Here is an 18,500-nt window from a genome sequence, read left to right as displayed (position 1 = left end):
AAATGACCCTTGGTTCTGAATTGGATCAAGGGTCTTATTCGTTTATACAGCTCTCCTCTAGAAAATCACATTAGGACTCCCCTCTCCGGGGAAGAGCAAAGCCAATCCCTCAAATCCATCCTTTTGAAAAGAACGCTGATAAGCGCCATTTTCCTATTCGGCTTGGTGGTTAGATCCAGCAGGGATTCAACAAGGAAAGACGGATAGTAAAAAGTAGCCGTGACCATGAACTGGTAACTGACCTTTCGCACGCGAAAGGTTATGATAATTGAAAAAATTAGCAGTACTCAGGGTGCTTGGCACAGCAAGCCCACTCAGTGCATGGCACTGAAAAAGCACTCGCATGAACAAGTTAATCAAGGCCTTACCCCAAAAGAGGGGTGGCTAGCCCATCCGGCGGTCCAATTTTAGGGACATAGGCTTTGAGCCTTTGCACCTCTTGAAAAGCCGCCCTGAGGGCATTGACATAAATTTTGGTTTTTAGGGCAAAGTGGTTGGTCTGCTCTTTTGCAGCCAGCAGTTCGAGTTTAGTCCAGGCAATCATGGCAGCAAAAACATGGTTGCACTGGGATGTCTCGTGCTTGGTGGGGGACTTTTCCAGCCCCACGTTTTGTTTGAGCGATTTGTGGAATACCTCCACTCCCCAGCGTGTCCCGTAGGTTGTGCAGATAGCTGGGCCGCTTAGCACCAGATCGTTGGTGACCAGGTACAAGTCTCCAGTTGAGCCGTCTTGGTTTATAAAGACCTGCTTGACCAACTGGACTTGGAAATCCAGCCCTTTGAGGTAAACAGTAATGGCCTGGCCTGCTTGCAGTTCTAGCCCGTCGACTCGGTGGAACTTGCCTTCCAGCTTGTCTTCCATGCTAAGGGCGACCTTGCGGTTGCTCTTCAAGGCACTGATGAAATGCTTGCCCAGCTCATAATGCACGAACTCGAAGTTCTCCTTGGCAGCAAACCAAGTGTCCCATACCACATAGCGGAAGGGCACGCGGTTGTATTTGACAAGTGCAAAAAGCTGGTCGCGCAGCATCTCGTTCTTGCTGCGGGGGCTGCGCTTCTTTACCTGCCCGCTTTTGGCATCCACGTATTCTTGCGACTTGCGCACGATCTCAAAAGCAACAGGCAGCTCTATGCCCTGTGGGCTCTGGTAAAGGAAATTCAGGATGTTGATCCCTTTGGTGTGCCCCGCTTTCGGCTTCTTGGAGTGGTCCCAGTGCCAAGTGACCACTTCATTCTCCGTAGAGTGCGGCTTCTCCTCGATCGTGTCATCTATCTTGATGACCGCGTCCGGGTGCTCCACTTTACGTACCAAAGGCTTTATGCAACGCCAATAGTCCTTTGCCGTGAAGGCTTCCTGCCCTAAAAAACGGCTGATCTTGTCATGGCTCAGTGCCTGATCGGTCAGCTCGGACAAGCCGGTGGCTGTCGCCATGCGAAACGATGCCAGCAGGTAGTCCGAATACAAGTCAAGTAACTTTGGGTCTTTCATCTTGCGCTCCTTTGAGCTGCAAGATAACTGCCCCAACATTATTAATCAATTTTCCAAATCTTTCGCGTGCGAAAGGTCAGCTGGTAAACTAAAAAAACGTTTGTCATTTACATCGCACACGATTTAATCTTAATCGATACAAATGAAAACAACAACACTTCAAAACGTATTCCGTGTCATCCTCGGCTTGCTCATGGGGCTGGCCGGCATCGGGCATCTTACCTTCCAACGGGAGGAATTCCAGGCTCAGGTGCCAAGGTGGCTACCGAGTGACCCTGCTTTTATGGACTTTGTGGTCATCGCCTCTGGTGTGACGGAAATTGCGCTCGGGCTGGCTATGGTTTTCTGGACCCGACATAAGGTCAAGGTGGGCATTGCGCTGGCGATCTTTTATGTGCTGATCTTCCCCGGCAACGTTTCCCAGTATACCAACGGTATTGATGCGTTTGGGCTGGACACCGACCGCAAGCGGCTTATCCGCCTTTTCTTTCAGCCTGTACTCATTTTGTGGGCACTTTGGTCAACCGGAGCGCTCAAACATCTATTCAATCATACAAGAGTTTATTAAGGTAAATTTTGTGTGCCCCTGAGAATTGCCTTTTTCACCAGCTCTGCATCACGTCCTCACCTTCGTAGCTACACGAAGAAAGGGAATTAAAGGGCTCCCTTTCTGAAGTCGAGGTTCCGGGCGTTCTTTGATCTGGCAAAAAATCCTAATCCATGGTCTACACAAAACCTACACTAATAAACTCTCTAATCAAACCGCTAAAATCGATAACTATGGATTTTTACAGCTTTGAAGCCGAACAACTCAATGGCAAAAAAGTCAAAATGGAGGAATACAAAGGCAAGACCGTTGTGGTGGTCAACACCGCCAGCAAATGCGGGCTTACGCCTCAGTACGAAGGGTTGGAAAAGCTCTATCAAAAGTACCGGGACGAAGGGCTCGTCGTATTGGGCTTCCCCTGCAACCAATTTGCCAATCAGGAACCCGGAAACGCCGAAGCTATTCAGGAGTTCTGCGAGATCAATTACGGGGTTAGCTTCCCTATGTTCGCCAAAATTGAGGTTAATGGAGATGGGGCGCACCCTATCTTCAAGTACCTGAAAGATGAACTCAAGGGTTTGTTCGGGAAAAAAATCAAATGGAATTTCACCAAATTTGTCATTGATAAGAACGGAAAGCCGGTGAAGCGTTTCGCACCGGTCACACAGCCCGAAAAGATGGAGTCAACGATCAAAAAACTGTTGTAAGCATGAGCGATACTGCGGCGGCCCTCTATCTGGAAAACCAGCTTTGTTTCCCGCTCTACGCTGCTTCCAGGATGACGACTAAAATTTATGCCCCTTTGCTGAATACCCTTGGCCTGACCTACCCGCAGTACCTGGCCATGCTGGTGCTTTGGCAGCATGGGGCGCAAACCGTTAACCAAATTGGCAACCACCTTTATCTGGAATCCAATACCCTTACACCTTTGCTCAAACGCCTGGAGCAGAAAGGGCTCATCACCCGAAGGCGGTCCCCTAAAGACGAGCGCAGTGTACTGGTCCAACTCACCGAACCCGGAGCACAGCTAAAGAACAAAGCAAAGGAAATACCCAAAACTATCATCGAATCCTTCAACGACAGCAGGCTCACGGAACCGGAGATCCTACAGTTTCAAAAGACCTTGTTCAAGCTGGTCGAAATCCTGAGTGAACGGGCAGAACAAGATAAAGAGTAACCCCCTCAACCTGACAGGAGAAAAAGCCGCGAAAAAATATCCTTTGGCGGTAACAGTTCAAGGCAAAGCGCGGATAAATTAAAAAAGTCTTAATTTAACCCGCAAAAGCGTAACGAGCGCCGCTTTTCCCCGTTTTAGGACTATGCATGAAGCGCAACACACTAAGAATTATGCCCATACAACCGATACCAGAGACGCAGGACCGCAGCACCAACATTCACATTGCCGTCCTTTACGCCAGGGCCGATCAGGAAGCCTGGGAGGAGCTGGAAAAGCAATTCACCAGCATCAATGCCCGCTACCCTAACGTGCACATCTGGACCGCAACCGACATTGATATAGGTGGCTCAGTAGATCGGCAGCTCAAGGATGAATTGAAGCGGGCAGATATTACGCTGCTGCTTTTTAGCCCGGAATTTGTCAACGACGATATCGTAGATGAGGAAGTACGGGACTTGCTGACCACCTACGCCAGGTTTAGCGACAGCGACGCCTACCGCAAGGAGGAGCGCTTCATTATGCCTATTCTGCTTAATCACCTCTATGGCTGGGACGACATCTACGATCAGCATTTCGACATTGAGAACCTCAGAGTGTTTGACAAGCTGCCAGAGGCCAGGGAAAGCCGGGGCAAAGTCTACGAAAGCATCGCACAGTCTCTGGAGGAATACATTGCGCGCATTAATGCCAAGTCAGTACAGATTGCCCTGCCTACCTGGATCGGTTTCATACCCAGCATCATGTACAATGGTGGCTTCGCCCGTAATGAAAATACGCCACTTTTCCAGAAATACAGGCGAGAGGTCCACTTTGAGCTTAATGACCACCTCGATCAGCTCTGCGAGGACTTCAAAGCCGGGCAGATTGATATGATGTGGTGCACTATTGACCGCCTCCCCTACGTAGCCGATAAAATCAAGGAATGGTCGCCCAAGGTTTTCTACCAGGCTTCCTGGTCCAATGGTGCCGACGCCATTCTGTCCAGGAGCCGTATCAAAACGGTGGCTGACCTTCGGGGCAAACGCATACTCTACCCCCAGGACTCGCCTTCCCATACCTTCCTGAAGTATGTGCTGCAGGAGCATGGGATCAGGCCCGAAGAAGTGGAAGCCATCCCTCAAAAACACACCGACCTGGACCTCCTTACCAAACGCTTCATAAAGGACGACACCCTTGATGCACTGGTGCTATGGAGCCCTTTCGTGGAAGCCTGCATTGCCGAAGGCTGCGGAGACATTAAAGTCCTGACCGACTCTTCCGACTACCCCAACCTCATCGCCGATGTGCTGCTCACCAGTGAGGAATACATCAATCTCAACCGGGAGGAAATCACAGAACTGCTCAAAGGCTGGTTCCGGGAAGTTGACCATTTCCTCAATGACGAATACTACCCCCAAAAAGCAGTTGGCGTACTCGTGAATGCCATCATCAAGCCACTTCCCAGCATCATTCCCAGCTCCATCCGCGGATCCCTTGAAAGTGCCCTGAACAACTACTTCCAGACCTCTCTAAATAAGGTCCACCTCTGCGACCTTGCAGACAATCGGCGGTTTTTCGGCATTGGCCACCATGAAAAGGGGAATGCACAGGATGGCGAAGCTTTGTACACGCAGTTCCTAAACCGGCAGTACCCTCACCTGGCCGATGCCGCGCACCTGCAATGGGATGTTCTGTCTGAGACCTCACTGCTGAGTGCGTTGTAGAGAAGCCTGGCTTAAGCTTTGATGCTACGTGCCGTTACAGAAGCTAAAACAGCCAGTATCACTACAAAACCTAACCCCAGGGCCAGCCCAAAGTGGTCACTGATCAACCCGATCAGGGGCGGAGCGACCAAAAAGCCGATGACCCCTGAGCTTGCCACGGCAGCGATACCGTTGCCCGCACTCACGCCGGGTGTATTTGCTGCTGCGCTAAACAGCAGAGGCACTACAGTGGAAAAACCGAGCCCCACAATTGTAAAACCGAGTACAGACAACACCGGCAATGGCGCCAAAATTGCCAGCAAAAGCCCGGCAGCACCTAACAGACTGCCCATAGTAACGGCCTTGCCCAGCCCCAGCTGCAACCGAATACCATCGCCCATAAAGCGGCCAATGGCCATCGCCATCGAAAACCCGGCATAGGCCAACCCTGCTATAAACGGGCCCGCCTGTAGTTCCTTACGGAGAAAAATCGCACTCCAGTCGGCAATAGCTCCTTCTCCAATCATAATGCAAAAGCCAATGAAGGCAAGCCCCAGTAACGCCCGGGGCGGTATGCTAAGGCCATTATTTTCTGCCGGTGCACTAGGCAGGGAATGGATGACCGGACGCAGCAACAAGTGCAAGCCGACCATCAACAGCGCAACCGTGATCAGGTGTACCTGGAGAGAAACGCCAAGAGAGGCAATAAGGCCGGAACTCCCCGCCCCCACCATCGCTCCAAGGCTGAACATACCGTGGCAAACCGACATAATGGCGATGTGATAGTGGCGTTCCACTGCCGCCGCCGCTGCATTCATGGAAATATTCATGAAGCTGTTCACAAAGCCGATAAGCAGTAGGCCGGCGAACAAGCTGTAGGGCCCCTGTGCAAAAGCCGGTAGTGGAAAAACGCCGCAGAAAAGCAAAGTGGAAAGCGTCATCGCCTGCCCGCTACTCAACCGGGCGGAAAGCCACCCAGCCAGTGGCATCATAAGTAAGGCCCCCACCGGAAGGCCCAAAAGCGCCAGCCCAAGCTGCCCCTCAGACAACATCAAACGGGCCTGCACCTCAGGCAACCGGGCCAGCCAGCTGCCAAAAAGCATGCTCAACGTGAAAAAAGTCAGCCCTACCGAAAGGCTGGGCAGGTGAAACGCAAACGTCTTGAGGGTTTTGATCATAGACAAAATTAATTCTGAAAATGGACAAATTGGTAAGTCATGCAAAAAATAATGGTGACGCCCCCCTAACCATGGGGTCGTCACCACTTTCAAAAACAGTGTATGAAACTATAGTCTTCTTTCAAATTTATTGGTGCAAAGGTACTGGCGTTACAACAACCATTCTTCCGCCATTTTTACCAATATCAATACCATATTAACTTTTTGTGAAGGGCTGAACTTTTCTTAATTTCTTACTGTATTAGCAATATGAAACAGAGGACAGACAGCGTTCTCTGTATAACCAACCATTTTTTCCCTCAGCTATGTGGCTGTTCCCGCCCATAGCCCTTACCACACAGCCAAATTATACTGCGGAAGCCCCAAGCTGATAAACCATGAGCATGAAAGCTGCACTTGAGAAAATAGAACCGGTTTTTGGAAGCTCCTTTACTTTAAGGAGTTTTGATGAATCTGACGACTGTAACCATCCTAACTGGCACTTCCACCCGGAGTATGAGATCGTGTACATCTCAAAGGGCAAGGGCAAACGCCATATCGGAGACCATATTTCTTACTTTGAATCCGGCGACCTGATTTTTCTGGGCCCCAACCTCCCCCATTTTGGGTTTACAGAGGAAGTCTTTGAGGCACACACTGAGATCGTGGTGCAGATGAAGGAAGACTTTCTGGGGTCCGAATTCCTGAAAAAGCCGGAAATGCAGGCCATTAAGCAGCTCTTCCAGCGGTCCCGGCAGGGGCTTTCCTTCAGCGGCCCGGTGAAAGACCGGGTGGGTGAACAACTGAAGGCTATGCTGAAGCAGGATAGTTTTGACCGCCTGCTTACTCTGCTGCACATTCTACAGGAAATGGCGGAAGCCAAAGACTACGAAATGCTGAACGCCAGTGGTTTTGCACTGGAGGTCAACACGCAGGATCAGGACCGTATAGAGGCCATCTACCATTATGTACAACACAACTTTAAAGATGAAGTAAACCTTGATGAAGCTGCACGCCTGGCCAATATGACAGTACCTGCATTTTGCCGGTACTTCAAGAAGCTCACCCGCAAAACCTTTAGCCAGTTTGTGAATGAATTCCGAATTGCTCATGCCTGCCGGTTGCTTGGGGATGACAGCATGACGATTGCAGCAGTTAGCTTTGAAAGCGGGTTCAACAACTTATCACACTTCAACCGGCAGTTTAAACACATTACCAACCTCAGCCCACGGGCTTACCGCAAGAATATCAGGAAAGTCGTTTCCTAAATTCAGGGCTTCTCGAAAAAGAAAATACACAACTGGTTTTGTTCCAACGTTGCACAAAACCAACCAGAGGGCGAGTTTTGTGCAACGTTGGGGCAAAAGCTTTTTGAAAGTTGTGTATTTTATTTTTGCCCCACTACTAAGGTAAATATTTGGGTGGGAATGATGGATGTTTCCGTTTCAGGTCCTACTTTTGCGGCGTACGTGCCTCCTTTTGCAGCAAAAAAGGCAGGCCCATACCCCACTCAAATGTTTAACTAACAATCACTTATCCCATGAAAAAGATTGCTTTTGTGGCGTTGATCGCCTTGCTTGCGGCTTGCAGCAACAATGATGAGGAAAAAAAGATGTTACTGGGCAAATGGCAATACAACCCGGCCCGCATGAGTGAAGAATTCCAGAAGACCAAGCCCTCTCCTCAGGAGCAGGTGGCCCTGGAGCGCTTCGTGATGATGTACCAAAATGATGCCTTCATTTTTGAGGAAGATGGCTCAATGCTCGTTACAACGCCAAATGGCGCCACCCTCAACGGCTCCTGGGAAATGAGCCCGGATGCCAAAACCTTATTCATGAACCTGGGCTCACAGGAAATTCCCAACACAATTACCAAACTCACGAACGAAGAGCTTGTCCTGGCCGCTGATACCACCCGGCGTTCCAAGTATACCCGCGTTCTAAAGAAAGTGGAAGGTCCTGCCCCCGCTGCTACCGAGTAAAGACTACCCTTAGAAAAGGTGACGGGGAGCTGACAACGGTCCAAAAGCCCGGCTCCCCGACCCCTGCTGCTCTCTTTGTCCCCTCAGCCAGGCAAAAGATTAAAACATATATAATTCCCGCTTTACACCTACTTTACATATAAGCCGGAATTTGCACCCAATTCATGGTAACTGTCAGTTCCTGGGATTTTCCATATGCTGGCATGCAGATTCAAAGGCAGATATGAAGCGGGAATTAGATATTGTCATTATTTCAGATGTGCACCTGGGCACTTATGGCTGCCACGCCAAAGAATTGCTCAACTATCTTAAAAGTATTAAGACCGGCACGCTCATCCTCAATGGAGACTTCATTGATATGTGGCAGTTCCGCAAACGGTACTTCCCCAAAGAGCATATTCAGGTCATTCAGCGCATCCTGAAAATGGCAGCCAAAGGCACCAAGGTCTACTACATCACCGGCAACCACGATGATGCGCTGCGCCGCTATTCTGACTTCTCCTCCGGCAATATCCACCTGCGCGACAAGCTCCTGCTCCAGCTCAATGGTAAAACCTACTGGATTTTTCACGGAGACATCTTCGACCTTTTCATTAAGTACTCGCCCCTGATTTCCAAAATCGGTGGCAAAGGCTATGACTGGCTCATTATGCTCAACCGCTTTATCAATAAGGCGCGCATGGCCATGGGCAAACCGCGCATGTCCTTTGCCAAGCGGGTAAAATCATCGGTCAAGGAGGCCATTAAATTTGTTTCAGATTTTGAGGACACGGCCATACAGCTGGCCGGAGAACAAAAATATGATTACGTAGTCTGCGGGCACATCCACCGGGCACAAATGCGCTCTCAGGAAGCACACGGCCATCAGGTCACTTACCTCAACTCTGGCGACTGGGTGGAAAGCCTGACCGCCCTGGAATACAAATGGGGCCGCTGGTCAATATACGAATACGATGAAATGGACTACGCCTTTGTCAATCCGAAACTACGAGTCAAAGAGACCGAACAGACAGCCGAAATGGAGGAAGAGACTGACCTGATTGGCAACATCAGCACTGAGGAAATCTTTCAGCAAATCACAAGGCAGCATCCTGCGGCTCACTAATGCCCTTTCCAGATACAAGCTTAAATCAGAAGGCCCGGTAAACAAACATGTACCGGGCCTTCTGTATTTTGAACGTTTTTATTTCCTGATCCCTGCCCTATCGGTTCTCCTTCCCAATTGAAATCAGGTTGGCAAATAAGCGGTAGGCACCGGGCACCCCTGCAGGTAACTCGCGGAACCAGCTGTAGCCAGAATAAATATAGTACCCTTCACCATAGGGCGCCACCAACAGTCCGCCATTCTTTGGGTCTTCGCCGGGGTCATTGCTGGACAAGACCGCCGTGAACTCATCGCCCCACTCATTGGGGAAGTAGAGCCCTCTTTCCTGCACCCAGCCCTCAAAATCAGATGTCGTGATTTTATTCGGCCAGTTGAGTACCGGATGATCGGGCGCAAGCATACGCACCTCAGCTTCCTCTACGGTCACCCGGTCCCGGCTGATTTTCAGGTGGTAAGGCGCTATATCTTCCATATCCACCTTGAGGTTCCAGGTGGTATTGTACTGATTAATGAGGGTGCCGCCCTGTTTGACATAGTCCAGCAGCACAGGCTGATGAAAAGCCATTCGCTCGTTGGTATTGTACACGCGGATGCCCAATATCACGGCATCGTACTGCTGCAATTGCTCCAGGGTAATATCTTCATCCGACAACAGAGCCACCTCATACCCGATCTGCTCCAGGCTGTTCGGGATTTCATCACCAGCCCCCATAAGATAGCCAATCTGCTTACCAGCTGTGGCAATATCTACTTTCACCACTTTGGCACTATTCTCCAACATGACAGTCTGTGTGGGAATATGATCGTAGGCAATGATATTCAATCCTTTAGTATAAGCCTTCCCATTCTCCAGGGTAGCTACCGCCTGAATACGCCCTTCGCTTTGCTCAGCGGGGGGATAAAGCATGAAGGTAACGACCTGCTCACCAGACTTGGCAGCAATTTCAAATGCCGCTTTTGCAGGCTCGGCCCGCCAGCCTTCCGGTAAGGAAAGCGACAACTGCCCTTTCACTTTATCCTTGCCTGCCCGCACCCGGACCGCCACTTCCTGTGGCTCGTCACCGGCAAAAACATATACCTTCTCCGCAATATTGGCGAACACCGGAGGCGTCACTTCAAAAGGGCGGTAGGTTTCGCCCTGTGAAGGCTTCGTTTCCTTGTACACCACATCCCGGATGACGGTCATGGGCACGCCTTCAATTTCAAGATGGAAAGCCACTTGCAAAGCCCGGGGCGTTTCCGGCAGCCCGCGCAGCTGCTGATCTTCCACTTTGTACATGCCCAGGGAGCCTTCCTCATTGAGCCAGTATGGATTGGTATAGTTCATGTTGCCAGGCAATGCCAGCTTTTTGTAAAACTCATACTGTTGATTGTTCTCCAGTTCCAGTGCCAGCGTCGTATCAGCCATCACTGGCTCGTAAGTCACTGATTTGAGCCGCGTATTAACCGGCGAACGGTTGATGGCCTCCATCGTCAGCTCAATGGTTTCGCCCGGGGTAGCGGAGTAATCCTCGGCAGTGGCTTCTACGTACATTCCCATACAGGCCAGGATGAGCTCGTCCAGCTCTTTAGACTTGACCCGCTTCCAGTACCCCTCTTCTACCCCATCCATGGCTTTTCGGGCATCTAAAAGGTAAGAGACCACTTTATAAGGTTGCCCGAAAGTAAAATTCTCCATGGCTTGATCAAGAATTGCACCTACGGCCTCACCTCCTTTTACGCGGCTCCAGGTCGTATTAATGCCCTGAAACAGGTCCTCCTTTTGCTCAGGCATGTCGCCCTTTAGCAGTTTCAGGTATTCCTGCTGGGTGCCCCGCTGCAGAGTCGCCCCAAAGCCCTGACATTTGTGCATGCTCCGTGCCTCAGCTGCAATCTCATTATTAGACTTGCCGCGCATCGGATAATACACGCCGATATCCACGCTCATCAGGTTAGTTTTGTCTGCTTTCGCGAAAGCTTCCTGACTGCCATAGAACCACCATGAGGTATTAAAAAACAGGCGACGGGGCTGCCAGGGGTCCAGGTAGTCCAGTTGTTCCGGGTATGCTTCAGGATCGCCCGCCAGATCAAAGGCTTCGTAGGATAAAATCGCTGAAGAAGTATGGTGGCCGTGGGTACGCCCGGCTGATTCGTGGTCGAAACGATTGATAATCACATCCGGCTGCCACTTCCGGATAGCCCAGACCACATCGCCCAGGACTTCCTCCCGCTGCCAGATTTCCAGTGTTTCATCGGGGTGCTTCGAATACCCAAAGTCGTTTGCCCGGGTGAACATCTGCTTACCACCATCAATACGGCGAGCCCCCAGGAGTTCCTGTGTACGAATGACACCAAGCAGTTCCCGGATTTCCGGGCCGATCAGGTTTTGCCCGCCATCGCCCCTTGTAAGGGACAAATAAGCCATTTCGGCATTGTATTCATTAGCCAGATAAGCAATCAGGCGCTGATTCTCATCGTCCGGGTGAGCGGCTACATACAAGGCAGAGCCCAGGAAATTCAACTTCTCAATACCCTGGTAGATCTCAGTTGCCGTCCAGCGCTCGGGCGCTTGCCCGCACACCAGCAAGGGCAGCATCAAGACCAGTAATATGCTCATCTTACACTTCATCATCTTTCAGGTCAGTTAGTTATGGTTCAATTTGGATACTTCTACTTTAGTGCTCGGGCCAGTTTTGCAGTACCCCTCCTTTAGATTGTACGCCATTCAGTGGCTTATCCGCAGGAATCCGCTTGATCAGCCGGCGGGACAGCTGCCGCCCCCCTACCATAGCGGAGAAAGTATAATAACCGTGCGGGAAGCTGGAAGTTTCCCAGGTCAGGGTAGAATTTGGCTGTACATCAGACTCAAACAGTACTTGCCCTCTGTCATTGGTCAGGACCAGATGGATGGGGCCCATCTCATGATTCACGATGGTGATGGTATCCGTAAAAGGGTTGGGCAATACCTCCAGATCCAGACGATACGGGTCCATTCTTTCCCCAGCGAGCGGCGCCTCTCCGAAATCGGCATCCACCGTATCTGCCGGCAACATAGGCCCAATAAACCGGGCGGTAGCCTTACGCTGCTGCTCGGCGCGCAAGTCAGTGATTTTTTCTTTTTTCATCTCCGCTTTGGCTAGGGCAGGCGGAGGCTCAGGCAAAGCAGAGGTGTCTCCCCGCATTACGCGGCTGACGGCTTCCAGCAAAGAGTACTCGTTGAAGGCGTCCCGGCCGAGCTCCCAGAGCATGACTCCACCAGCGTGCTGCAAAGCCAGTTCCGTCTTGGCCGTAATGGTGATCAGCCCATTGAAATACAACTGGCCGACTTGATCGAGATGAGCAAATGCCGGGTTGCGGTCTACAATTACACCATAATTTACAGACCGGATGCGGTCCCGGTTGGTAAAGTCCCAACCGTAGAAGGGCAGGCCCAGTACCAGTTTACCGGGAGGTACTCCTTGTTTTTTCCAATACTGCAGGCAGGACTCTGCGAACGTAAAAGGCGAGTGCGGCCCCGAAAGATTGGGTGCCCAGGGACCGGTCAGGTCATAGGCCATGATATTGATAAAGTCGAAAATACGTAGCGCTGCATCCGAAATGTGCTTGTACCGCTTTTTACCCGGCAGTGCCGCTGTGATCATTTTACCTTCCGCATGCAAAGCCCGCCCAAGTGCCAGTACAAAGGGGCTATAGTGGTGGTCTACATACTTCCACTCCAGGTCCACGTCCACCCCGTCCAACTCATACCGGCGGACGTATCGCATGATCTCCTCCACAAAGTACTGCCGGTTCCAGGGTTGCATGTAAGTCTTCCAGGCCGCCGCCCATTCAGGGTCAAGCGCCCCACCGGCTACCGAAATGAGAACTTTAACGTTAGCCGCTCTGGCTTTGCTTACGATAGGGCTGATGTCAACGCCTCCTGTTTGTAACCGGCCCTTATCATCCGGATTGGCAAAAGCAATACACAGGTGGGTCAGCTTTTCAAACTGTATTTCATCCAGCATATAACCCCGCCCGTACTGCAAATAACCGACTACCTTCTGCTCCTGCCCGAAAAGACTGGGAAAAACGGCACACAATAAAACAAAGGAGAACATCAGCCGGTAGTGCATGTTTCAAAGACGGGTTGCTTGGTTTGAGTCGAAATATAGGGATTTTATAGTCCTACAACCCAAAATTTGTAATTTCTGACTTGCTCTTTTCCCACCTCGCTGCGTTGAAAAGCCTTGCCGTCTGTACGGATGGCTGTGTTTTCCGCCTGCTGAGCTAAAAAAGAGCTTCGTCATAATTTCAAAACCCTAAGTTGTTGAACGATATAAAGATGAAGCCCAAATTTACCGCAATAAGGGCTGGGAACCAAGTCTGCGGAAATGTCTATCTTGGATAAGTATAACCCAACTGCTCCAGACCTGAACAAAATGACGAAAGTAAACGCATTTGTCCTATTGCTTGCCCTGATGCTGCTACAGTGCCGCCCAATTGACAATACCGTCCCTCCGGACAGTGATGATGTCTATGAAGTGCGGGACAGTATCCGGGAAGTCATGCTGCTCCGGCTGGGCGAAGCGATGCAGGAAATCAACCGGCGCACGGAAAAAATGCGGCGCAAAGCTTACAGCGTCCCCCAACAAGAGGCCAACAGGTTGCGCGCCCAGGCACAGGATCTGGAAAAGCAGTACCAACAACTCAGCGAGCGTACGCAGCATCTGAAGCAGGATAGCGTCCTCGGGCAGTGGTATACTGAATTGGACGAACTGGAAGTGCAGCTGCTCGATATCAGCCAAACCCTTGGAATATCTCTTTAAGTAAAAATCGACTCCATAATAATATGCAAACTGCAATCGACCCGACCACGGGCAAAAATGTCAAATCCTATAAGCTCATTAGCAACAAGAAGCTGAATAAGACCATCTTTGGTGCACAGGCCGCCTTTCAGGAATGGAGCCGCACCGACCTGGAGGAAAGGGCCCGCCTGCTCCGGGAGGCTGCCCGTATTTTGGGGGAAGAACAAGATGCCCTGGCGATGCTCATCACCCGCGAGATGGGCAAACTGCTCAAGGATGCTAAGGCAGAGGTAGAGAAATGCGCCTGGGCCTGCCTCTACTACGCCCAAAATGCCGAGCGCTTTCTGAGGGACGAATACATCGCTACAGAAGCCTCCAAAAGCTATATCTCCTACCGCCCGCTGGGCGTGATCCTGGCGGTGATGCCCTGGAACTTCCCCTTCTGGCAGGTTTTCCGCTTTGCTGCGCCCAATCTTATGGCCGGCAATACCATCCTGCTCAAGCACGCCCCCAATGTGCCCGGCTGTGCCCTTGCTATTGCCGACATCATGGAGAAAGCCGGCTTCCCCAAGGGTGTTTTTTCCAGTCTGATTATTGACGAAAAGCGCGTTAAGAAGATCATCAAAAACCGCGTTGTCAGAGGGGTGACCCTCACCGGGAGCGTTGGTGCTGGCCGGGCGGTGGCTGGCATGGCAGGCAAAGCCCTCAAAAAGACCGTACTGGAACTGGGGGGCAGCGACCCCTACCTCATTCTCGATGATGCAGATGTCATCAAAGCGGCACAGGTCTGCACCAAAGGGCGGCTGCTCAACAACGGCCAAAGCTGTATTGGCGCCAAGCGCTTCATTGTGATGCGGCAGGTATACAATCAGTTTCTGGAGGCCTTCAAAGCACAGATGGAAGAAGCCGTTATGGGCGACCCTCTGGAAGCCGAAACCGCACTAGGGCCTCTGGCAAGGCAGGACCTCCGCGACCAACTTCACGCGCAGGTCAAAAAAAGCGTCAAAGGCGGTGCCAAACGGCTCATCGGCGGCAAAAAGCCCAAAGGCAAAGGCTTCTTCTACCCGCCCACCATCCTCACAGACGTAAAAAAGGGTACCCCGGCTTATCATGAAGAACTCTTCGGGCCGGTGGCTTCCGTCATTCAGGCCTGGGACGAAGAAGAGGCGATACTCATCGCTAACGACACTAGCTACGGGCTCGGCAGCGCGGTATTCACTCAAAATAGAGAGAGAGGCGAGCAGATAGCGCGCGAACATCTGCAGGCAGGGGCCTGTTTTGTAAATGAGATGGTCAAGTCAGACCCGCGATTACCCTTCGGTGGCATTAAAAACAGCGGGTACGGCAGAGAACTATCCCACTACGGTCTGAGGGAATTCACCAACCCCAAAACCGTCTACATCGAGTAATTAGAGCTAACAGGCTCAGGAACCAAAACACATTCAAGTCAATTATGGAAATTACGAAACAAGCGTTAGACATTCATCAGGATACCGCACGTGAACAGTTCCGCTTCGATATGAAGGGGGATGAAGATGTGTACATGCAGTACCACATCCACACTGATCCTAATCCGAATGTCCTGGAGATTAAGAAAACTTACGTACCCGAAGTGCTAAGCAGCGTAAACATCGATGAGAAAATGGCGATGGAAGCGGTACGCTTTGCTGAAAAAATGGGCTATAAAATTAAAACCACCTGTTCCTTTATGTCAGGCTGGATGAACCGCCATCCCGAATTTGCCGGGATGCGGACCAAATAAACCATACCCTTATTAGCCAATCACCTGACCAACCCGGGCGCCTGAGTAAGGTAAGCCCGGTTTTTTCTTGCCCAACACCCATTTTCTGAGCGCCGAATCAAAAGATTTCCTAAATTGCGAGTGTTTTGATCCCCTCATGGCTTGCGTGGATGAGGGCTTTACCTATTTATTTGACGTAGCATTGGCAAAGACTCCGTTTTCGCGAAATCTCAAATCGCTAAGAAGAGCCCGCGGGCTCAGTCAGCAAAAGCTGGCACAGGAAGTAGGGTTGAAGCGAAGCAATATTGCTTCTTATGAAACGGGAACCGTAGAACCTAATGCGGCCAACTTCCTCAGGATCGCCTATTTTTTTGAGGCAGACCCTGCGCTTTTGCTCGAATCAGAACTTTCTGACCACCCCATACTCAATCCTGAGAACAATCAGCGGCAGGACAACCTTCTGGAATTGCTCAGCCGTTTCTCCGCCAAAACCGACGATGCCGGCAAGGTGGCACAGGGCTTCCGCGAGTACCTCCTTCTCACTCCGGAACAGGAAAAAGCCGGCAACCTTAAGGCTGTGCTGGATATTTTGGAGCGCCTCGTGGCCATCAATCAACGCTTTATGGGGCATTAGCCTGCCAATAAGCCCTCATTTTCCTGATCCATTCTTTATCTTTGCAGGCTAAAATGAACTCAAAACCATGGTTTTAGACAACGACCGTTACGTCCTTAGCGGAGGCGTGGATCCGCTGCAGCTCATCGAGGAGTATGGCTGCCCGCTTTATGTGTATGACAGTGCCATTATTCAGCGGCAGTACAAACGCATGGAAAATGCCATGAAAGTCAAACGCCTGCAGCTCAACTACGCCTGCAAAGCGTTGTCGAATATCAATATCCTGAAACTCTTCCGGAAAATGGGCTCCGGGTTGGACACCGTGTCCGTACAGGAAGTTTCCATAGGCATACGGGCAGGCTTTGACCCGCAGGACATCATCTTCACGCCCAACTGCGTCAGCCTGGAAGAGATTGAAGAAGCTGTGTCCTACGGCGTAAAGATCAATATCGATAATACATCCATTCTGGAGCAATTTGGGCAGGCCTTTCCGGATACCCCCGTTTGCATCCGCATTAATCCCCACATCATGGCCGGGGCCAATGCCAAGACCTCAGTGGGGCATATCGACTCCAAGTTTGGCATCTCCTTCCACCAAATGCCGCTTGTACACCGCATTGTGGAGGCGACCGGGCTCAAGGTGGAAGGCGTCCACATGCATACCGGTTCGGATATCCTCGACCCGGAAGTCTTCCTGAGCGGGGCAGAAATCCTGCTGAATATCGCCAGGGAATTTCCTGACCTCGACTACATCGACTTTGGCAGTGGTTTCAAGGTAGCCTATAAGCCAGGGGACGTGGAAACAGATATTGAGGAGTTGGGTAGCCGCATATCGGAGCGTTTCAATAAATTTTGCGAAGAATACGGCAAGGACCTCAAGCTGATGTTTGAGCCCGGCAAATTCATGGTAAGCGAGGCCGGCTACTTCTTTGCGCAGGTGAATGTCATTAAGCAAACCACCTCTACCGTCTTTGCAGGCGTGGACTCCGGGCTGAACCACTTTATCCGGCCCATGTTCTACAACGCCTACCACAAAATCACCAATATCTCCCGCCCCAAAGGCAAGGCCCGCTTCTACACCGTAGTTGGATACATCTGTGAAACGGATACTTTTGGTATAAACCGGCAAATGACGGAACTTCAGGAAGGCGATTTCATTTGTATGCATAATGCAGGTGCTTATTGTTTCTCAATGGCTTCCAACTACAACTCCCGCTACCGGCCCGCAGAGGTGCTCGTCCACGAAGGGCAGGCCTACCTGATCCGCAAGCGGGAAAACATGGAAGACCTGCTCCGCACACAAGTGGAAGCTCCGATTTTTGATGAGGTGCCTGCGGTAAAATAAAACCGCATTTATGCCACAACGCATTGCTTTCATTCTATGGCTTGCCCTGCTGTCGGCCCGCCCGGCAACAGGGCAGTCTTTTCCGGTACAGGACGCTGCCTGGCAGGGCTTTCGTAGCAATATTGCCGGGCTTGACACCTTTCGGCAAGTCGCCTGTGGGGACACGCTGATCGGCGGGCGCCACTACACGCCTATGCTCAGTATCAGCCCGGATAGTGGTGACACCTCCTACCTCGCTGCAGTCCGGTCGACCGGCGTGCGCAGCTTCTTTGTCCGCCCCGAAGAGACGCAGGAGTACCTCCTGTACGATTTTAGCCTGCAAGCCGGGGATGAGATTATGCTGGAGTTTGTTGAGTTTTCCGGCAGCACCATGCTGAAAGTAGGCAGCGTTGTTACCGTTGGCTCAGGAGCAAATGCCCGCACCGTGATCAACTTTGTGCCCACCAACGGGCTGCAGGAAACCTGGATTAGCGGTGTGGGCAGCCTCGCCGGGCCCCTCTACCGGGGGCTGCTCAACCCAAGCGAATATTCGGAGCTGCAGTGCTTCCGCCTGGCTGACACCCTTGCTTATTCCTCAGTAGACGATGTACAGTGCACCTTCAGCTTTGACTGCCCGGTCATGGTCAGCACTACCGCGATCGAACAGCCTGTTCAGGCCCGGGTCTTCCCTACCCTGCCCTCCGATGGACGGGTTTGGGTGGTCAATACCGGCAATCAGGTACTGTCCGCCACGCTTGTTTCCGCCCTGGGCCAGCCGCTCCGGTCCTGGGCCGGGCTGAGCCCCGGCAGGCACGAACTGCAACTCCCCGATTTATCTTCGGGATTGTATGTACTGCACCTGCAGGAACCGAATAAAAATATATATTTGCAGCATTTCAAACTGATCATTCCCAGATAGTA

17 protein-coding genes are annotated in these 18,500 nt (G+C 51.3%); 13 read left to right on the top strand and 4 right to left on the bottom strand.

Annotated features, from left to right (window positions below):
• Positions 1-364: 364 nt before the first annotated feature.
• Complete coding sequence (locus ACO08I_RS25920) at positions 365-1,489, bottom strand: IS701 family transposase (protein WP_421946523.1); 1,125 nt, start codon at positions 1,487-1,489, stop codon at positions 365-367.
• 142 nt (positions 1,490-1,631) lie between these two features.
• Between ACO08I_RS25920 and ACO08I_RS25915 the strand changes: the two genes are divergently transcribed.
• The 4 genes from ACO08I_RS25915 to ACO08I_RS25900 all read left to right on the top strand — a co-directional run bounded on the left by ACO08I_RS25915 (position 1,632) and on the right by ACO08I_RS25900 (position 4,916).
• A complete protein-coding gene (locus ACO08I_RS25915; RefSeq protein ID WP_282775672.1) occupies positions 1,632-2,057 on the top strand; it encodes a DoxX family protein in 426 nt (141 codons plus the stop codon).
• Between the two features lie 212 nt (positions 2,058-2,269).
• Positions 2,270-2,743 carry a glutathione peroxidase gene (locus ACO08I_RS25910; protein WP_282775671.1) on the top strand — a complete coding sequence of 158 codons (474 nt, stop codon included), beginning with the start codon at positions 2,270-2,272 and terminating at the stop codon, positions 2,741-2,743.
• Between the two features lie 2 nt (positions 2,744-2,745).
• A complete protein-coding gene (locus ACO08I_RS25905) occupies positions 2,746-3,213 on the top strand; it encodes a MarR family winged helix-turn-helix transcriptional regulator (protein WP_421947553.1) in 468 nt (155 codons plus the stop codon).
• Between the two features lie 170 nt (positions 3,214-3,383).
• Positions 3,384-4,916: an ABC transporter substrate-binding protein gene (locus tag ACO08I_RS25900; protein ID WP_282775669.1), complete on the top strand. Its 1,533-nt coding sequence runs from the start codon at positions 3,384-3,386 to the stop codon at positions 4,914-4,916.
• An 11-nt stretch (positions 4,917-4,927) separates the two neighbouring features.
• Here the strand turns inward: ACO08I_RS25900 and ACO08I_RS25895 are convergent, their stop codons facing one another.
• Positions 4,928-6,073 (bottom strand): MFS transporter, encoded by a 1,146-nt coding sequence (locus ACO08I_RS25895; RefSeq protein WP_421947552.1) that lies wholly within the window; start codon positions 6,071-6,073, stop codon positions 4,928-4,930.
• 383 nt (positions 6,074-6,456) lie between these two features.
• Between ACO08I_RS25895 and ACO08I_RS25890 the strand changes: the two genes are divergently transcribed.
• From ACO08I_RS25890 to ACO08I_RS25880, 3 genes are all read left to right on the top strand, one after another.
• Positions 6,457-7,320, top strand: coding sequence for an AraC family transcriptional regulator (locus ACO08I_RS25890; protein WP_282775667.1), 864 nt, complete (start codon positions 6,457-6,459; stop codon positions 7,318-7,320).
• A gap of 272 nt (positions 7,321-7,592) precedes the next feature.
• Entirely contained in the window at positions 7,593-8,033 is a 441-nt protein-coding gene (locus ACO08I_RS25885; protein ID WP_282775666.1) for a hypothetical protein, read from the top strand.
• Positions 8,034-8,256: 223 nt separating this feature from the next.
• Positions 8,257-9,138 (top strand): UDP-2,3-diacylglucosamine diphosphatase, encoded by an 882-nt coding sequence (locus ACO08I_RS25880; RefSeq protein WP_282775665.1) that lies wholly within the window; start codon positions 8,257-8,259, stop codon positions 9,136-9,138.
• A 97-nt stretch (positions 9,139-9,235) separates the two neighbouring features.
• Here the strand turns inward: ACO08I_RS25880 and ACO08I_RS25875 are convergent, their stop codons facing one another.
• Together ACO08I_RS25875 and ACO08I_RS25870 are read right to left on the bottom strand one after the other, a co-directional pair.
• Positions 9,236-11,734: a PIG-L family deacetylase gene (locus tag ACO08I_RS25875; RefSeq protein ID WP_421947551.1), complete on the bottom strand. Its 2,499-nt coding sequence runs from the start codon at positions 11,732-11,734 to the stop codon at positions 9,236-9,238.
• 58 nt (positions 11,735-11,792) lie between these two features.
• Complete coding sequence (locus ACO08I_RS25870; RefSeq protein WP_421947550.1) at positions 11,793-13,229, bottom strand: glycosyl hydrolase family 18 protein; 1,437 nt, start codon at positions 13,227-13,229, stop codon at positions 11,793-11,795.
• A 306-nt stretch (positions 13,230-13,535) separates the two neighbouring features.
• Here ACO08I_RS25870 and ACO08I_RS25865 point away from each other — a divergent pair, with 306 nt between their 5' ends.
• The 6 genes from ACO08I_RS25865 to ACO08I_RS25840 all read left to right on the top strand — a co-directional run bounded on the left by ACO08I_RS25865 (position 13,536) and on the right by ACO08I_RS25840 (position 18,498).
• Complete coding sequence (locus ACO08I_RS25865; RefSeq protein ID WP_282775662.1) at positions 13,536-13,922, top strand: hypothetical protein; 387 nt, start codon at positions 13,536-13,538, stop codon at positions 13,920-13,922.
• A gap of 23 nt (positions 13,923-13,945) precedes the next feature.
• On the top strand, positions 13,946-15,310 hold the full coding sequence (locus ACO08I_RS25860) for an NAD-dependent succinate-semialdehyde dehydrogenase (protein ID WP_421947549.1): 1,365 nt from the start codon (positions 13,946-13,948) through the stop codon (positions 15,308-15,310).
• Between the two features lie 44 nt (positions 15,311-15,354).
• Entirely contained in the window at positions 15,355-15,663 is a 309-nt protein-coding gene (locus ACO08I_RS25855) for a GNAT family N-acetyltransferase (protein ID WP_421947548.1), read from the top strand.
• Between the two features lie 67 nt (positions 15,664-15,730).
• Entirely contained in the window at positions 15,731-16,276 is a 546-nt protein-coding gene (locus tag ACO08I_RS25850; protein WP_282784319.1) for a helix-turn-helix domain-containing protein, read from the top strand.
• A 67-nt stretch (positions 16,277-16,343) separates the two neighbouring features.
• On the top strand, positions 16,344-17,600 hold the full coding sequence (gene lysA, locus ACO08I_RS25845) for a diaminopimelate decarboxylase (RefSeq protein WP_282784316.1): 1,257 nt from the start codon (positions 16,344-16,346) through the stop codon (positions 17,598-17,600).
• A 10-nt stretch (positions 17,601-17,610) separates the two neighbouring features.
• Positions 17,611-18,498: a T9SS type A sorting domain-containing protein gene (locus tag ACO08I_RS25840; protein WP_421947547.1), complete on the top strand. Its 888-nt coding sequence runs from the start codon at positions 17,611-17,613 to the stop codon at positions 18,496-18,498.
• The last annotated feature ends 2 nt before the right edge of the window (positions 18,499-18,500 follow it).

The sequence above is a fragment of the Phaeodactylibacter xiamenensis genome, assembly GCF_965229835.1.
GTDB lineage: Bacteria > Bacteroidota > Bacteroidia > Chitinophagales > Saprospiraceae > Phaeodactylibacter > Phaeodactylibacter xiamenensis.
Note: the sequence above shows the minus strand (reverse complement) of the source record. Positions and strands in the feature narration are given on the sequence as shown.

What these genes read in the sequence shown, in the direction of transcription:
- ACO08I_RS25920 (WP_421946523.1), bottom strand. Translation starts at nt 1,489, where the DNA reads ATGAAAGACCCAAAGTTACTTGACTTGTATTCGGACTACCTGCTGGCA.
- ACO08I_RS25915 (WP_282775672.1), top strand. Translation starts at nt 1,632, where the DNA reads ATGAAAACAACAACACTTCAAAACGTATTCCGTGTCATCCTCGGCTTG.
- ACO08I_RS25910 (WP_282775671.1), top strand. Translation starts at nt 2,270, where the DNA reads ATGGATTTTTACAGCTTTGAAGCCGAACAACTCAATGGCAAAAAAGTC.
- ACO08I_RS25905 (WP_421947553.1), top strand. Translation starts at nt 2,746, where the DNA reads ATGAGCGATACTGCGGCGGCCCTCTATCTGGAAAACCAGCTTTGTTTC.
- ACO08I_RS25900 (WP_282775669.1), top strand. Translation starts at nt 3,384, where the DNA reads ATGCCCATACAACCGATACCAGAGACGCAGGACCGCAGCACCAACATT.
- ACO08I_RS25895 (WP_421947552.1), bottom strand. Translation starts at nt 6,073, where the DNA reads ATGATCAAAACCCTCAAGACGTTTGCGTTTCACCTGCCCAGCCTTTCG.
- ACO08I_RS25890 (WP_282775667.1), top strand. Translation starts at nt 6,457, where the DNA reads ATGAAAGCTGCACTTGAGAAAATAGAACCGGTTTTTGGAAGCTCCTTT.
- ACO08I_RS25885 (WP_282775666.1), top strand. Translation starts at nt 7,593, where the DNA reads ATGAAAAAGATTGCTTTTGTGGCGTTGATCGCCTTGCTTGCGGCTTGC.
- ACO08I_RS25880 (WP_282775665.1), top strand. Translation starts at nt 8,257, where the DNA reads ATGAAGCGGGAATTAGATATTGTCATTATTTCAGATGTGCACCTGGGC.
- ACO08I_RS25875 (WP_421947551.1), bottom strand. Translation starts at nt 11,734, where the DNA reads ATGAGCATATTACTGGTCTTGATGCTGCCCTTGCTGGTGTGCGGGCAA.
- ACO08I_RS25870 (WP_421947550.1), bottom strand. Translation starts at nt 13,229, where the DNA reads ATGCACTACCGGCTGATGTTCTCCTTTGTTTTATTGTGTGCCGTTTTT.
- ACO08I_RS25865 (WP_282775662.1), top strand. Translation starts at nt 13,536, where the DNA reads ATGACGAAAGTAAACGCATTTGTCCTATTGCTTGCCCTGATGCTGCTA.
- ACO08I_RS25860 (WP_421947549.1), top strand. Translation starts at nt 13,946, where the DNA reads ATGCAAACTGCAATCGACCCGACCACGGGCAAAAATGTCAAATCCTAT.
- ACO08I_RS25855 (WP_421947548.1), top strand. Translation starts at nt 15,355, where the DNA reads ATGGAAATTACGAAACAAGCGTTAGACATTCATCAGGATACCGCACGT.
- lysA (WP_282784316.1), top strand. Translation starts at nt 16,344, where the DNA reads ATGGTTTTAGACAACGACCGTTACGTCCTTAGCGGAGGCGTGGATCCG.
- ACO08I_RS25840 (WP_421947547.1), top strand. Translation starts at nt 17,611, where the DNA reads ATGCCACAACGCATTGCTTTCATTCTATGGCTTGCCCTGCTGTCGGCC.